This is a genomic window from Umezawaea endophytica, assembly GCF_025061645.1.
GTDB classification, from domain to species: Bacteria; Actinomycetota; Actinomycetes; order Mycobacteriales; family Pseudonocardiaceae; genus Umezawaea; species Umezawaea endophytica.
Genome location: NZ_JANYMP010000043.1, coordinates 1 through 15075, shown reverse-complemented (window position 1 = coordinate 15075; position 15075 = coordinate 1). Strand labels below are relative to the sequence as shown.

Genomic DNA, 15075 nt, shown 5'->3' with positions numbered 1-15075 from the left:
CCACCGACGTTCGGACGGAGGCGTCTTCACCGGTATGACCATCATCAAGAAGACCTCAGTCCTGATCGGTTCCGCCGCTGTCGCCCTCGGTGTGGTCGGTGTCGGCGTGGCGGGCGCCTCCATCCCGACGCCGCAGTGCACGGCGTCCTCCCTCGACGTCGTGGCGCACGAACGGCGCTCGCCCAACGTCGCCGACCAGCTCTTCCAGGTCGAGTTCGAGGCCAAGCCGGGCACCGCGTGCACGATGCGCGGCACGCTCGGCGACCTGGTCTTCCACGACCCGTCGGGCAACCCGCTGCCCATCGGCGTCGTCTCCCCGGACCCCGCGGGGGCCGAGGCCGCCGTCCTGGTCCCCGGTAGCCCGAAGGTCGTCTACATCGCCTCCAGGAAGGGCACCGGCCAGGGCTACCCGGTCGCGTCCGCGACCTTCACCCTGCCGTCGACCGCCGCGAGCGACCGCACCGTGACGGTGGCGTGGCCGAACTCCCTGTCCGGCCCGGCGCGCCTCGGGTACGTCGGCGACTTCTTCGGCTGATCACGCGGAGGCGGCGTCCGCGATGCTCGACGCCTCGCGGGCGCCCGCCTCCAGGGCCGCGCAGCAGAACATGATCCACCGGCCGACGCCCTCCGGCTCGCCGGTGGTGAACCCGACCAGCGCGGCGTCGTACTCGCTCTGCCTGCGCAGGCAGTGGACCTCCGGGACGCCGAGACCTTTCGGGTCGAGCCCCGTGGAGATCGACGTGAGCCGCGCCGCGGCCCGTGCCACCACGCCGTTCGCGCTCTCGAACGGCGACAGCGCCAGCAGCTCGCCGTGCACGATCGACACCAGCAGCGGACCTGGCGCCTTCGAACCGCCGGTCAGCAGGCCCGCGAGCAGGTCCAGCCGGTCGGCGACACCGGGGTCGAGCCGGGGCCTGCCCAGTTCGCCGTCGAAGTCGGCGGCGGCCAGCAGGTGCAGCCGGGCCAGCGCCTGCGACGGCGCGCGCTCCCACGTCGGCAGCAGCGTGCCGAGCGCCTCGGCGACCCGCAGCGACCCGGCCAGCACGGGGTCCGTCACCGAGCCGTCCTCCGGGATCGCGGTCGGTCCGCCGTCGAGCGCGGCGGACGCGCGGGCGGCGCGCACGGACGCCTCGGCGGCGGTCGTCGCCCAGCCGCGCAGGTTCACCCGGTGGCGGTGCACCTGGAAGACGGCGTTCTTGGCGTTGGCGACGGCGTCGGCCACACCGGGCAGGTCCAGCAGCGGAGCCAGCGGATCGGTCACGGCGCGGACATTACCCGCCGGTAAAGTGGCCATCCGGGATTACCCTGTTATGGCCGTTCACGAGTGGCCACTTCCGACATAGCGTCAGGCGGCGTGAGCACCGACTGGTTCGACCGACCCGTGATGACCGGCCCGCACGTCCGGCTGGAGCCGTTGACCGAGGACCACGCCGAGGGCCTGCACGAGGCGGGCGAGGACCCGGCCGTCTGGACGTGGCTCGGGATGGTCCAGCCCACGACCGTCGACGAGACGCGGGCGATGGTCGTCAAGGCGCTGGCCGACCCCAACCGGCTGCCGTGGGTCCAGATCGACCCGGCGACCGGCGAGGTCGCGGGCACCACGTCGTACTACGACGTCGACCCCGTCCACCGCGCCGTCCACATCGGACACACGTGGATCGGCGCGCGCTGGCAGCGCACCGGCCTGAACACGAACGCGAAGCTGCTGCTGATGGGGCGCGCGTTCGACGTGCTGGGAGCGCACCGCGTCGGCTGGCACACCGACGTGCTCAACACCCGGTCCCGCGCGGCGATCGAACGGCTCGGCGCGACCTACGAGGGCACGCTCCGCGCACACCGCGTGCGACCGGACGGCACGCTGCGCGACACCGCCGCGTACTCCGTGACCGCGCCGGAGTGGCCCGCCGTGCGCGAAGGGCTGACCAGCGGGAATTAGTCCGATCAGGGGTGAGCGGCGTCACGCGGGGGCCGTTCGTCGCAACGGACGGGTCGTTCAGCCGACGAACGGTGGCACGGACCGGCGAGCGGAGTTACACAGTTACCCAGGTGTTTCGACTGTACGCGGAATTGGTCTGAACCTTTTCGTGTGCCGAGCCTGTCGATCCGGGTCGTCCGGCACTACGGTCAAGCACTGCCGCTCCGCACGTAGGTCAGGAATGTAGGAGGTCTCGCACCTTGACGTCCTCCCCGGTCCCGAAGGACTGGGGATTCCCATCCGCCTCACAGCGGACGATTCCTGTTTCCTCTCCCCCGGAAGGGAGGTTCCGACAGATGCCTCACCGACTACTGGCGCCGGTTCGGTCTGACTCCGTCTCCGCAGGCTGCGACCGCCCGTCCGGCGGCCAGGATGTTTCGCGCGGCGTTGACATCACGGTCGTGGACCTCGCCACAACCGGGACACGCCCACTCCCGCACACCCAGCGGCAACGCGTCGAGCAGGTGGCCGCAGTGCGAGCAGGTCTTGCTGGACGGGTACCACCGGTCCACCGCGATCACCGCGCGGCCGTACCAGCCGGCCTTGTAGGTCAGCATGGACCGGAACTCCGACCACGACGCGTCACCGATCGCACGGGCCAGGTTGCGGTTCTTGACCATGTTGCGGACGGCGAGGTCCTCGATCACGATCGTTTGGTTCTCACGAACGAGTCGAGTGGTCAGCTTGTGCAGCAGGTCCCGCCGTCGATCGGCGATCCGGGCGTGCACGCGGGCGACCCTGGTCCGGGCCTTGTCCCGGTTGTTCGAACCCTTGACCTTGCGGGCCAGGTCGCGTTGCGCGCGGGCCAACGCCGTCCGTTCCCGGCGCTCGTGCCTTGGGTTGGTGATCTTCTCGCCGGTGGAGAGGGTCAGCAGGCAGGTCAGTCCGGCGTCGACGCCGACCTCGGCCCTCGTGGGGGTGAGCGGGTCGATGGTGGTGCCGACCAGGATCGACACGTGCCACCGACCGGCCGGGTCCCGCGACACTGTCACGGTCGAGGGTTCAGCGCCCTCGGGCAGCGGACGCGACCACACGATCGCCAGCGGCCGGTCCATCTTGGCCAGGGTGAGCACGCCGTCGCGCCACCGGAACCCGGACCGGGTGTACTCCGCCGAGGCCCTCGACTTCTTGCGGGACTTGAACCTCGGGTAGGCGGCCCGTTTGCCGTGGAAGTTGGTGAACGCCTTCTGCTGGTGCCGCAGGCACTGCTGCAACGGCACCGACGACACCTCGTTCAGGAACGCCAGGTCCTGAGTCCGCTTCCATGCGGTGAGCAGCGCGGACGTGTCGCCGTAGCCGACCCGCCGCCGCTCCTGACGCCACGCGGTGGTGCGGGCCTCCAACGCCCGGTTGTAGACCAGCCGGACGCAGCCGAACGTCCGCGACAACTCCGCCACTTGCCCCTCGGTGGGGTAGAAGCGATAGCGGTACGCCCGCTGCACCACCGCCCCCGACACGTCCCGCAGACTATCCGGTCTACCCGTGATGATCGAAGTCGCTCGTCCACTTCGGACCCTGCCGTCCCCGGTGCCGTTCAAAGATCGACACCTCCCCGGTCCAAGTGCCGGAGTATCCACCGATTGGAGTTTCGATGACCCAGCCGTCGGGCCAGGGCCCAGCTCTGGACAACCTGCACACGGAAAGCAGGACGTTCCCGCCGAGCGCGGAGTTCGCCGCGCAGGCGAACGCGACGTCCAAGCTGTACGACGATGCGAGTGCCGACCGCGACGCGTTCTGGGCCGCGCAGGCCGACCGCCTCGACTGGGACACCAAGTGGGGCCAGGTGCTCGACTGGTCGGAGGCGCCGTTCGCGAAGTGGTTCGTCGGCGGCAAGCTCAACGTCGCCTACAACTGCGTTGACCGGCACGTCGAGTCCGGCCACGGCGACCAGGTCGCGATCCACTGGGTCGGCGAGCCCGGCGACAAGCGCACGATCACCTACAACGACCTCAAGCGCGAGGTCTCCAAGGCCGCGAACGCGCTCGTCTCGCTCGGCCTGGAGACCGGCGACCGGGTCGCGATCTACATGCCGATGGTGCCCGAGGCGATCTTCTCCATCCTCGCCGTCGCCCGCTTGGGCGCGACGCACAGCGTCGTCTTCGCGGGCTTCTCCGCCGAGGCGCTGCGCACCCGCATCGACGACGCCTCCGCGAAGATCGTGATCACCACCGACGGCCAGTACCGGCGCGGCAAGCCCGTGTCGCTCAAGGCCGCCGTGGACGAGGCCGTCGCGCAGACCCCCAGCGTCACCAACGTGCTCGTCGTGAAGCGCACCGAGTCCGATGTGGACTGGGTCGAGGGCCGCGACGTGTGGTGGCACGACGTCGTGGACGCGCAGTCCGATTCGCACACGCCGGAGGCGTTCGACAGCGAGCACCCGCTGTTCATCCTGTACACGTCCGGGACGACCGGGAAGCCGAAGGGCATCCTGCACACGACCGGCGGGTACCTGACGCAGGCGGCGTACACGCACCACAACGTGTTCGACCTAAAGCCGGACACGGACGTGTACTGGTGCACCGCGGACATCGGCTGGGTGACCGGGCACAGCTACATCGTGTACGGGCCGCTCGCCAACCGGGTGACCCAGGTCGTCTACGAGGGCACGCCCAACACCCCGCACGAGGGGCGGCACTGGGAGATCGTGCAGGAGTACGGGGTGTCGATCTACTACACGGCGCCCACGTTGATCCGCACGTTCATGAAGTGGGGTGACGACATCCCCGCGAAGTACGACCTTTCGTCGTTGCGCGTGCTGGGGAGTGTCGGTGAGCCGATCAACCCGGAGGCTTGGATTTGGTACCGGGAGCACATCGGGGCTGGTAAGGCGCCGATCGTGGACACGTGGTGGCAGACCGAGACCGGTGCGATCATGATTTCGCCGTTGCCTGGGGTTATTTCTACCAAGCCTGGTTCTGCGCAGCGGCCGTTGCCCGGGATCGGGGCGAAGGTCGTTGACGAGCAGGGGGTCGAGGTCGCGCACGGTGGGGGTGGGTACCTGGTGCTCGACCAGCCCTGGCCCGCGATGTTGCGGGGGATTTGGGGGGATGAGGAGCGGTTCCGGGATACTTACTGGTCGCGGTTCGCCGAGGAGGGGTTCTACTTCGCCGGGGATGGGGCGAAGTATGACGCCGATGGGGATATTTGGTTGTTGGGTCGGGTTGATGACGTGATGAACGTGTCTGGTCATCGGATTTCTACGACTGAGGTTGAGTCGGCGTTGGTTTCGCATCCTACGGTGGCTGAGGCTGCTGTGGTGGGGGCTTCTGATGCTACTACCGGGCAGGGGATCGTGGCTTTTGTGATCCTGCGTGGTGGGGTGGCGGATAGTGCTTCGGGGGCTGAGGCGATCAAGGCCTTGCGGGAGCACGTGGCCAAGGAGATCGGGCCTATTGCGAAGCCTCGGCAGATCATGGTTGTGCCGGAGTTGCCGAAGACTCGGTCTGGGAAGATCATGCGGCGGTTGTTGAAGGATGTGGCGGAGAATCGGCAGGTCGGGGATGTGACGACGTTGGCGGATTCTTCGGTGATGGATTTGATCTCCAGTGGGTTGAAAGGTAGTTCTGAGGATTGAGTTTGTGGGGTGGTCGGCCTTTGGGATGGTTCCGGGGGCCGACCACGGGGGGGTCGCGTTCCGGCGGGGTGTGGCCGATTTGACTTGGGGCCCCTAGATTCGACCCTTCGCCGGGCACTAAAGGGCAGAAGGTGAAGCTGCCGCCCGGCGCAAGTTTAAGGGTCGAATCCCCCAAGTAAAATCGGCCACGGTTTTAGGGCCTCCCGGTCGGTCTGCCGGTCCCGTCGTGGGCTCTTCTTTTTGGGTGCCGGTTTCGTGGCGGGCCACCTTTTCGGACCGGTTTCGTGGTGGGTCACCTTTGAGCGCCGGTTCCGTAGTGGGCCACCTTTTCGAGCCGGTCTCGCAGTGGGTCACCATCTCGTGCTGTCCCCCCGCGCGCGAGGGATGGGTCCCCCGAATTCAACGCTACGGCAGGGGTCCGACAGTTTTTGTTGCTTGACCTCTGGCCGTGGTGAACGGTCCGTTCAACGCGCTGTTTCGTGGGTTATACTGGTTTCGGTGAGCCGGGAAGTCTGGTCGGCAGCAGTATTGTGCTGTCCACTACCCCGGAGTTGATCACTTGAAGTCCCACCGGCCGGCCATCGTCACCGACTTCGCCCGCTACCTGCGCACCGAGACCGTCGGTGGGGTGGTGCTGCTCGTTGCCACCGCTGTCGCGTTGGTCTGGGCCAACTCGCCGTTCGGCGATTTGTACGTGGGTCTGCGTGACCTGCGGATCGGTCCCTCCGTCCTGCACCTCGACCTCAGCGTCGGTGACTGGGCGAAGGACGGGTTGTTGGCGGTGTTCTTCTTCGTCGCGGGGCTTGAGCTGAAGCGGGAGTTGGTTGTCGGGGAGTTGTCGAAGCTGAAGGCCGCGGTCCTGCCGGTGATCGCTGCCTTGGGTGGGATGGTTGTTCCGGCGCTGGTCGCGGTGGGGGTGGCTTGGGGGGAGCCTGGTGTTGGGCGGGCGTGGGCGATTCCTGTGGCTACTGATATCGCGTTCGCGTTGGGTGTCTTGGCGATCACCGCGTCGGGGTTGCCCGGCAGTTTGCGGGTGTTCCTGCTCAGTCTTGCGGTGGTCGACGACCTCGGTGCCATCCTGGTGATCGCCGTGTTGTTCACGTCTGAGTTCAACGTCCTCGCGGCGGTCGGGGCGCTGGCGTTGATGGCGCTCTACGCGTACCTCCAGCACAGGCGGGTTCGCAGCGCGTGGCTCTACGTGCCGATCGCGGTGGTGACGTGGGGGCTGGTGCACGCGGCTGGTGTGCACGCGACGGTCGCGGGGGTGGTGCTCGGGTTGTTGACGCGGGTGCGACTGGACCCGCGTGAGGAGCGTTCGCCTGCTGTTCGGCTTGAACACCGGCTCCAGCCGTTCTCCGCTGGGGTCGCCGTGCCGGTGTTCGCGCTGTTCGCGGCTGGCGTGCCCCTTGGTGCCGACGCGCTGGGTGCGCTGTTCTCGGATCGGATCGCGCTCGGTGTCATGGCCGGGCTGGTGGTCGGCAAGGTGGTGGGGATCGTTGGTTCGGCGGCGCTCGCGGTGTGGTTGGGGGTGGCCGTGTGGCCTCGTGGGGCGGGGCCGCGGGACGTTGTGGCCGTCGGGATGTTGGGGGGTGTCGGGTTCACCGTGAGTCTGCTGATCGCCGACCTCGCACTGGACGGACCTGCGGCCGAGCAGGCGAAGGCGGCCGTGCTGCTGGCCTCGTTGACGGCCTCTCTGCTCGCCGCTGTTCTGCTCGTTCGGCGCAGCCGCGTGCACCAACGTGACAACGAAGTCACGTGATCCGCCAGCCGAACGGCTGCGCGCCGGCGTGCATGGCACGATGAGCCGGTGACCAGCGCGAGGGAGAACACCAACGGCAGCCGTGGAAGCGACGGTCTGCCGCCCGTCCCGTCGATCCCGCTGACGGCGGAGAACCCGGCGAAGATCGCGGAGGAGACGTCGCTCGGCGGGCTCGTGCGCGATGCGACGGGCCACCTGTCCACCCTGGTCAGGGCCGAGGTCGAGCTGGCGAAGTCCGAGGTCGTCAAGGAGGTCAAGAAGGGGATCACTGGCAGCGTCTACTTCATCGTCGCGTTGACGGTGCTGCTGTTCAGCCTCTTCTTCCTGTTCCTGACCATCGGCTACGCCCTCTACGACATCTTCGGCTGGCCCCTGTCGCTGTCGTTTCTGACGGTGTTCGTGGCCATGCTGCTCGTCACCGGCCTGTTCGTGCTGCTGGGCGTGCGCAAGCTCAAGAAGCTGCGGAAGCCGGAGCGCACCATCGAATCCGCCAAGGACATCGTCGACACGTTGCGACACCGCGGCGAAGCCAGCTAGGCGCGCGGTGCGCCTGCCACCTGATCCGTCCACGGTGCGGATCAGCGGACCGTGGACCCACCGGGACGTCTCCGCCAACGGCATCCGGCTGCACGTCGCCGAAATGGGCGACGGCCCGCTGGTCCTGCTGCTGCACGGGTTCCCGGAGTTCTGGTGGTCGTGGCGGCACCAACTGACCTCGCTCGCCGAAGCGGGCTACCGCGCGGTCGCGGTCGACCTGCGCGGGTACGGCGACTCGGACAAGCCGCCCCGCGGGTACGACGGGTGGACGCTCGCCGGTGACGTGGCGGGGCTGGTCAAGGCGCTCGGGGAACGCCGCGCCCACCTCGTCGGCCACGCGTGGGGCGGGCTGCTGGCGTGGACCGTCGGCGCGATGCACCCCCGGCTCGTGCGCTCGGTGTCCGCGATCTCGGCACCGCACCCGCTCGCGCTGCGCCGGGCCATCCGCAAGAACCCGCGCGGCCAGGGCCGGGCCAGCGGTCACGTGTTCCGCTTCCAGGCTCCGATCTACCCGGAACGCTGGCTGACCAGCGACCGCGCGGCCAACGTCGGCCACCTCCTGCGGACGTGGTCAGGTCCCAAGTGGACGGTCGCGCCCGAGTTCGACGAGGTCGTCCGCCGCAACCGCGAGGCGATGATGGTGCCCGGCGTCGCCCACAGCGCGCTGGAGTACTACCGCTGGGCGCTGCGTTCGCAGGTCCGCAGCGACGGCAGGCGGTTCATCGAGACCATCGACCGCAGGCTCGAGGTGCCCGTGCTGCAACTGCACGGCGCGATGGACCCGATCATGCTCGAACCCACGGCCCGCCACTCGTCCTACTGGCTCGGCCCCAACTCGAAGTTCCGCTGCCTGCCGGAGATCGGCCACTTCCCCCACCAGGAAGCGCCGCACACCACCAGCCGCGTGCTGGCCGAGTTCCTCAGCCAGACCTGACCCCACCACGCGAGGCCGCGTCGGTAGGTCGGTCACCATTTTTTTCGAGTCGGGCGGTGACGAAGTCTCTGTCCGACTCGAAAAAAATCGAGGCCGAACTGCCGACTACAGGCGGCCGAGCCGGAGTCTGCGGAGCAGCGACCATCCTAACTAGCGCAGCTCTGGGTCGACTCCTTGCGCACCAACTGCGACGCCTTCTCGACCTCGGCCTGGACCTCCTGCGCGGTGAGCACGAAGCCGGTCTCCTGGTCGTCGACGGCCGCGCCGAAGACCACGCCCATCACCCGGCCCTGCGGGTCGACCAGCGGGCCGCCGGAGTTGCCGCTGCGGACCTTCGCCCGCACGGTGTAGACGTCGCGGGTCACGGTCTGCGCGTCGTAGATGTCCGGGCCGCGCAGCATCGGGATGCGTTCGCGCACCCGCGCCTCGGACGCCGTGTACGGGCCGTCCAGCGGGTAGCCCAGCACGATGCCGTCGGTGCCCTGCGGGATCTCCTCGTTGACGAACTGGAGCGGTGTGGCCTCCAGGTCCGGCACGGCGAGGATCGCCACGTCGGTCTGGGCGTCGTAGAGGACCACGGTCGCGTCGAACTGGCCGCGGCCGACCTCGACAGTCACCTCGCTGGTGCCCGCGACGACGTGCGCGTTCGTCATGACCCGCTCGGGCGCGACGACGAACCCGGTGCCCTCCAGCGCCCGCGAGCACGACGGGGCCCGGCCGCGGACCTTGAGCACGCTGGGCCGGAGCTTCTGCACGATCGGGTTCGCCGCCAGCTCCGGGTTGGGCGGGCCGACGTCCTTGAGCGGCGTGCGGTTGAACGGGTCCATCGCGGCCGGGAAGCCGGACACGTCGAACAGCTTCTGGAGGTCGTCCGACAACTGGCGGGCGGCCTGCGGCATCGTGTCGTCGACCGTCTTGAGCAGCACGGACTGGTTGAGCGCCTTCGCCAGCGACGGCAGGCCGGCGACCGAGGTCAGCGGCAGGGCGATCATCCACGCCACGACGAACACCACGAGGCCCTGGACGATCGCGCCGAGCGCGTTGTCCAGGCCCCGCAACGGCGTCGAGTTGACGTGCGGCTTCACCATCCGGCCGATGTAGACGCCCAGCGTCTCGCCGAGCGCGACCAGCAGGATCACGATGCCGACCGCGAAGACCACCTTGGTCACGACGTTGTCGAACTGCGAGACCACGAGCGGCGCGAGCTGGGTGCCCAGCACGAGACCGACCAGGACACCGATGAACGCGGGCAGGGCGATGACCATGCCCTGCCGGGCGCCGGACACCGCCGCGAACACGGCGAGCGCCAGCACCAGCAGGTCGACCCAATTCACGCCCACAACCTCCGGCAAGCTTCTACGTAGCGCGCAGCGCTAGATCAAGGTCTCGAACGTCGGTCCCGTCCCACGGGCGTTCCCACCCGCCGAGTGCGATGAGGCCGTTGAGCAGTCCTGCCGTGAAACCCCACACCAACATGCCAGGTGCGGAGAACGCGGGTGCCACGTAGCCCGAGGGGTGGCTCACGAGGAACCGGTTGGCCGGGTCCGCGAGGTGGGCGATCGGCACCCTCGCCACCGCCGCGGTCTCAGCAGGGTCTACGGGCTCCACCGGACATGGTTCATGCCAATGTGCGAGCACCGGGCTGACGACGAAGCCGGACACGGGCACGAACAGGTCCGGCAGGACGAGCACCGGGCGCACCCCTTCGCGGAGCACGCCGGTCTCCTCGCGGGCCTCGCGGAGCGCCGTGTCGACCGGTCCGTCGTCGGTCGGGTCGGCCGCTCCGCCGGGGAACGCGACCTGGCCGGGGTGCGACCCGAGCGTGTCCGAGCGACGCAGGAGCAGCACGTCAGGGCCGTCGTTGCCCTCGCCGAAGAGCATCAGCACGGCCGCCGCGCGGGTCGTCCCGGTGGCGGGCGCGGTCATCCTGGAGAACGCCTTGGCGTCGATCTGGGTGGCGGCCTTCACGAGCGTGGCCATCCACTCCGGCACGTCCGCCGGGTCGGTCAGGAGCGTCATCGAACGGCCTCCCGGACCTGGTCCGGCGAGGAGAAAACCAGCGGAGATGTAACTTGGATCACTGAACCATTCGGTTGGACGACGAAGCTGGCGGGCAGGGTGGGCGGCGCCTTCAGCGCCTTGCGGAGCGCGTCCGGCTCGTCGTGCAGCGACGGCAGGTGGACGCCGAGCTTGGTCAGCAGTTCCAGCCCGTCGGCTTCGCCGCTCTGCACCTGCACGGCGACCACGGGCACGGCCCCGGACTGCTGGGCGTACTCGTCCAGCACCCTGAGCTCCTCCTGGCACGGCTGGCACCAGGTCGCCCAGAAGTTGATGAGCGCCGGACCGCCTGCGACGGTCGTGGCCACGTCAGTGGACGCGCCATCACCCAGACAGGTTGCGGTGATCCCCCGGAGGGGTTGCGGACCGTCATCACCGCCGCGGGGGCACGGGCGCAGCGCGGCGAGGTTGCGCGCGACTCCCAGGTCCGGTGCGGGCTTCGCGGTGCGCTCCGGCGACGGCTGGTCCCCGGAGCGCGGCCAGAGCGCGACCACGCCCGCCACCACCAGCACCAGCGCCACCAGCGCCCACCGCGTCGCGATCCTCACCCGAGCTTCTCACCAGCCCGAACGCGGTCGGCCAGGTCGATCAGGTGCGGCGCTTCCTCGCCCTTGACCAGCTTCGCGGCCTTGTCCGGGTCCACCTCGCCGATCCCGTACGACGGGCACTGCGGGGCCAGGAAGCACGCGCCGCACGCGGGCTTCTTGGCGTGGCAGACGCGGCGGCCGTGGAAGATCGTCCGGTGGGACGCGATCGTCCAGTCCTTGCGCTCGACCAGCGCGCCGATGGCGTGCTCGGCCTTGACCGGGTCCTCCTCGGTGATCCAGCCCCAGCGCCTGGTCAGCCTGCCGACGTGCGTGTCGACGGTGATCCCCGGCACACCGAAGGCGTCGCCGAGCACCACGTTCGCGGTCTTGCGGCCGACGCCGGGGAGCGTGACGAGGTCCTCCAGCCTGCCGGGGACCTCGCCGTCGAACTTCTCCACCAGCGCGGCGCCCAGGCCAAGGAGGGAGGTCGCCTTGTTCCGGTAGAAGCCGGTCGAGCGGATCAGCTCCTCCAGCTCGGTGCGGTCGGCGGACGCGTAGTCCTTGGCCGTCCGGTAGCGCCGGAACAGCGCGGGCGTGACCAGGTTGACGCCCTTGTCGGTGCTCTGCGCGGACAGGACGACCGCGACGAGCAGCTCCAACGGCGTGGTGAAGTCGAGTTCGCAGTGGGCGTCCGGATAGCCTGCCTCGAGCAAGCGGACCATGCGACGGGCCCGACGAACGCGACCTAACCTGGTCTCCGTCTTGGCCGCAGGCGTTTGGCGAAACTTCGCGGTGGGCACGGAACCAATGTACGGGCGTAGGCGTCCTCATACGTCAGAGGCTCGACACGCTGGAGGGACCCCCTCTTGAGCGACCCGAAACACGATGCGCAAGGATCGGAGCCATCATGACTGCCTGGTTCGTCATCGCCGTTCCGATCATCATCATGTTCTTCGCGCTCTTCATGGAGCGCGTGGAAGCTCGTCTGCGGCACGTGGCCGTGCAGGAGGACGAGGTCGAGGAGTTCTTGGAGCAGGCGCGACCCGACGAGGTCAGGGCGCTCTACGGGCACGGCATCGGCCGGGCGCTGGAGCTGTTCCGGCTCCGCAGGCTGGGCGGTCGTGCCAGGAACCTGCGGCAGCGGCGTACCCGCCGCTAGCGGGCCCGAGCAGATCCGAAGGTCCACGAAGCACCCTTCGTGGGCCTTACCGGGCTGTCTGGGGTTGGCGAAGATCAGCCTGTCCTCCACACGGGACGGCGAGCCGGAAGGCGATCCACCGCACAACCCTTAGACTGCACTCAGTGATCGACGGCACGGCGCAGGCTCCGCCAAAAGGCGGAAGGCGCACGACCATGCCGTCGCGTCTCGACAGGAGGGACGAGGTGGACGAGACCCTGGCCCGCGCGGGCATCTTCCAGGGGGTTGAACCGGCTGCAGCGGAGGCACTGGCGCAGACGCTGGAGTCCGTTGAATTCCCGCGTGGCCACGTGATCTTCGCGGAAGGTGAGCCGGGCGACCGGCTGTACATCATCCAGTCGGGCAAGGTGAAGATCGGCCGGAAGTCGCCGGACGGTCGGGAGAACCTGCTGGGGATCTTCGGACCGTCGGACATGTTCGGCGAGCTGTCGATCTTCGACCCCGGTCCGCGCACGTCGACGGCCACCACGGTGACCGAGGTCCGCGCGGTGAGCATGGACCGACCCGCACTGCGGACGTGGATCACGAACCGGCCGGAGATCGCCGAGCAGCTCCTGAGGGCCTTGGCCCGCAGGCTGCGCCGGACGAACTCCATGCTGGCCGACCTGATCTTCACCGACGTGCCGGGCCGAGTCGCGAAGGCGTTGCTCCAGCTCGCCCAGCGGTTCGGCAGTCAGGAGGCAGGCCTGCTCCGGGTCACCCACGACCTGACGCAGGAGGAGATCGCGCAGTTCGTCGGCGCCTCGCGGGAGACCGTGAACAAGGCGCTCGCCGACTTCGCCCACCGCGGCTGGCTGCGGTTGGAGGGCAAGAGCGTGCTGATCCTCGACCCCGAGCGACTGGCTCGCCGGGCTCGGTAGGCCTCACGAAGCACAAAGGGACCGGGCGCCGCCCCCGACGCGGCGCACCGGTCCCTTTGCTTCGCGTGGTCCATCCCCCGACGAACCGCGCTACCCAACTCCGGCGTTCAGGCCCCGACCCTCGTCGCCGGCAGTAGGTCTGGTTACCCGGTCCGATCTCCGCCCAAACCTGTGCGGTGATCTTCACGGACGGCGGGCGCCCGTTCGGCGAACCTCCGCGCACACGATCGCACGGCGACTCCCCGGTACTTCAAGCCCTGTCACCCTGTAAGACGTCGTGTTCAGCACTTTCGTTGCCAACTTTCACCCGTACATCGCATTGTCGTGACCAAATCGCAACGGATGCGCCCCCGGTGATGAACCGCACCGCGAAATGACTGGTACGGGCGTACCACTGTCGGGCACACTGGTACGCATGTCCCACTCTGCCCGTCTCGCCGACTACCGCGCCGCCCTCACCACCCCCGGAATGCGCGGCCCCGTGGTCGCGTCCCTCCTCGCCCGGCTCCCGATCGCGATGGTCGGCCTGTCGATGCTGCTCTACGTGCAGCGCTCGACGGGCTCGTTCGCCATCGCCGGCCTGGTGTCGGCGGGTTCGCTGGTCGGTGTCGCGGTGGGCGCGGTCGTGCAGGGCAGGCTGATGGACCGGCTCGGCCCCACCAGGCCGCTGCTCGTCACGACCGGGCTGCTGGCGGTGTTCGCGACCGCCGCGATCATTTCCGTCGAGGCGAAGGCGCCGGTCGTCGTGATGCTGCCGCTGGCGTTCCTCGTCGGGTTCACCGAACCGATGGTCGGCTCCGCGTCCCGCGCGCTCTGGGCCCGCATGGTCCCGCCGGGCTCGACCCGGCTCGCGGGCTACGCCTACGAGGCGATCAGCATGGAGGTCTTCTTCATCCTCGGCCCCGGCCTGTCCGGACTGCTGGTCGCGGCACCGTGGGCGGGCACGGGCGTCGTCATCGGCGTCGTCTGCATGATCGTCGGCGCCACCTGGTTCGCGCTCAACCCCACCGTCCGCGCCGTGCGCCCGGCCGTCGTGGAGAACCGCAAGCTGCTCGGCGCGCTGGCCAGCCCCGGCATGCGCACGGTCGCGCTCGCCGCGCTCGGCTTCGGCGTCACGATCGGGTTCATCGAGGTCGCGGTGCCCGCGGCCGCCGCGAACGCGGGCCACATCAGCCTGGGCGGCCTGCTGCTGAGCGCGTGGTCGATCAGCTCCGTCGTGTTCGGCGTCCTGTACGCGATGCGGCCGTTCCCCAAGTCGATGCACCTGCGGCTGCCCGCGCTGCTCGGCGGGTTCGGCGCGCTGTCGCTGCTGCTCGCCATCCCGACCACGCTGATCTGGCTTGGCCTGACGATGCTGCTCGTCGGCACCCTGGTCACGCCGCAGGCGACCACCCACTCGGCCGCGATCGAGCAGGTCGCGCCGAAGGGCACGGCCACCGAGGCGTTCGGCTGGGTCATCACCGCCGTCACCGTCGGCCTGGCCATCGGCCAGTCGATCAGCGGCTACCTCGTCGAGCACATCGGCACGTCGGTCGCGTTCCTCGCGGCCGGTGGCGCGGGCCTGCTCGTCGCGACGGCGGTGTGGCTGCTCCGCGGCACGGTCGCGGCGGGCGTCCCCGCCGAGACGCGCGTCGAGATGGACCTCGCCGCTCG

15 protein-coding genes are annotated in these 15075 nt (G+C 69.2%); 9 read left to right on the top strand and 6 right to left on the bottom strand.

Going from position 1 to position 15075, the window contains the following annotated elements; all coding sequences use genetic code 11:
- Positions 1-34: 34 nt before the first annotated feature.
- The gene (locus NZH93_RS45950; protein WP_259629671.1) at positions 35-535 is read left to right on the top strand and encodes a hypothetical protein; all 501 of its coding nucleotides are present in this window, start codon (positions 35-37) and stop codon (positions 533-535) included.
- On the opposite strand, the gene NZH93_RS45945 is transcribed toward NZH93_RS45950, so the two are convergent.
- Positions 536-1261, bottom strand: coding sequence for a Fic family protein (locus tag NZH93_RS45945; protein ID WP_259629670.1), 726 nt, complete (start codon positions 1259-1261; stop codon positions 536-538). It abuts the gene before it with no gap.
- Positions 1262-1384: 123 nt separating this feature from the next.
- Between NZH93_RS45945 and NZH93_RS45940 the strand changes: the two genes are divergently transcribed.
- Complete coding sequence (locus NZH93_RS45940) at positions 1385-1936, top strand: GNAT family N-acetyltransferase (protein ID WP_259629728.1); 552 nt, start codon at positions 1385-1387, stop codon at positions 1934-1936.
- A gap of 347 nt (positions 1937-2283) precedes the next feature.
- Here the strand turns inward: NZH93_RS45940 and NZH93_RS45935 are convergent, their stop codons facing one another.
- A complete protein-coding gene (locus tag NZH93_RS45935; protein WP_259629669.1) occupies positions 2284-3432 on the bottom strand; it encodes an RNA-guided endonuclease InsQ/TnpB family protein in 1149 nt (382 codons plus the stop codon).
- 134 nt (positions 3433-3566) lie between these two features.
- Between NZH93_RS45935 and acs the strand changes: the two genes are divergently transcribed.
- The 4 genes from acs to NZH93_RS45915 all read left to right on the top strand — a co-directional run bounded on the left by acs (position 3567) and on the right by NZH93_RS45915 (position 8779).
- The gene (gene acs / locus NZH93_RS45930) at positions 3567-5549 is read left to right on the top strand and encodes an acetate--CoA ligase (protein WP_259629668.1); all 1983 of its coding nucleotides are present in this window, start codon (positions 3567-3569) and stop codon (positions 5547-5549) included.
- Between the two features lie 559 nt (positions 5550-6108).
- Positions 6109-7308, top strand: a complete 1200-nt coding sequence (nhaA, locus tag NZH93_RS45925) for a Na+/H+ antiporter NhaA (protein ID WP_259629667.1) — start codon at positions 6109-6111, stop codon at positions 7306-7308.
- Between the two features lie 48 nt (positions 7309-7356).
- Positions 7357-7845 (top strand): phage holin family protein, encoded by a 489-nt coding sequence (locus NZH93_RS45920; RefSeq protein ID WP_259629666.1) that lies wholly within the window; start codon positions 7357-7359, stop codon positions 7843-7845.
- 7 nt (positions 7846-7852) lie between these two features.
- Positions 7853-8779 carry an alpha/beta fold hydrolase gene (locus NZH93_RS45915; protein ID WP_259629665.1) on the top strand — a complete coding sequence of 309 codons (927 nt, stop codon included), beginning with the start codon at positions 7853-7855 and terminating at the stop codon, positions 8777-8779.
- Between the two features lie 146 nt (positions 8780-8925).
- On the opposite strand, the gene NZH93_RS45910 is transcribed toward NZH93_RS45915, so the two are convergent.
- From NZH93_RS45910 to nth, 4 genes are read right to left on the bottom strand one after another with little or no spacing between them, the layout of a single operon-like run.
- On the bottom strand, positions 8926-10113 hold the full coding sequence (locus NZH93_RS45910) for a MarP family serine protease (protein WP_259629664.1): 1188 nt from the start codon (positions 10111-10113) through the stop codon (positions 8926-8928).
- A gap of 22 nt (positions 10114-10135) precedes the next feature.
- The gene (locus NZH93_RS45905) at positions 10136-10798 is read right to left on the bottom strand and encodes an NUDIX hydrolase (RefSeq protein ID WP_259629663.1); all 663 of its coding nucleotides are present in this window, start codon (positions 10796-10798) and stop codon (positions 10136-10138) included.
- Complete coding sequence (locus tag NZH93_RS45900) at positions 10795-11385, bottom strand: TlpA family protein disulfide reductase (RefSeq protein ID WP_259629662.1); 591 nt, start codon at positions 11383-11385, stop codon at positions 10795-10797. Before NZH93_RS45900 ends, NZH93_RS45905 begins: the two co-directional genes overlap by 4 nt.
- Positions 11382-12086, bottom strand: a complete 705-nt coding sequence (gene nth, locus NZH93_RS45895; RefSeq protein WP_259629661.1) for an endonuclease III — start codon at positions 12084-12086, stop codon at positions 11382-11384. Before nth ends, NZH93_RS45900 begins: the two co-directional genes overlap by 4 nt.
- A 185-nt stretch (positions 12087-12271) precedes the next feature.
- On the opposite strand from nth, the gene NZH93_RS45890 reads away from it, so the two are divergent.
- The 3 genes from NZH93_RS45890 to NZH93_RS45880 form a co-directional block, all read left to right on the top strand.
- Positions 12272-12523 carry a hypothetical protein gene (locus NZH93_RS45890; protein WP_259629660.1) on the top strand — a complete coding sequence of 84 codons (252 nt, stop codon included), beginning with the start codon at positions 12272-12274 and terminating at the stop codon, positions 12521-12523.
- A 224-nt stretch (positions 12524-12747) separates the two neighbouring features.
- A complete protein-coding gene (locus NZH93_RS45885) occupies positions 12748-13422 on the top strand; it encodes a Crp/Fnr family transcriptional regulator (protein WP_106185253.1) in 675 nt (224 codons plus the stop codon).
- A 415-nt stretch (positions 13423-13837) separates the two neighbouring features.
- Positions 13838-15075: MFS transporter (locus tag NZH93_RS45880; protein WP_259629659.1), on the top strand; the 1238-nt coding region annotated here is incomplete at its 3' end.

What these genes read in the sequence shown, in the direction of transcription:
- NZH93_RS45950 (WP_259629671.1), top strand. Translation starts at nt 35, where the DNA reads ATGACCATCATCAAGAAGACCTCAGTCCTGATCGGTTCCGCCGCTGTC.
- NZH93_RS45940 (WP_259629728.1), top strand. Translation starts at nt 1,385, where the DNA reads ATGACCGGCCCGCACGTCCGGCTGGAGCCGTTGACCGAGGACCACGCC.
- acs (WP_259629668.1), top strand. Translation starts at nt 3,567, where the DNA reads ATGACCCAGCCGTCGGGCCAGGGCCCAGCTCTGGACAACCTGCACACG.
- NZH93_RS45905 (WP_259629663.1), bottom strand. Translation starts at nt 10,798, where the DNA reads ATGACGCTCCTGACCGACCCGGCGGACGTGCCGGAGTGGATGGCCACG.
- nth (WP_259629661.1), bottom strand. Translation starts at nt 12,086, where the DNA reads ATGGTCCGCTTGCTCGAGGCAGGCTATCCGGACGCCCACTGCGAACTC.
- NZH93_RS45890 (WP_259629660.1), top strand. Translation starts at nt 12,272, where the DNA reads ATGACTGCCTGGTTCGTCATCGCCGTTCCGATCATCATCATGTTCTTC.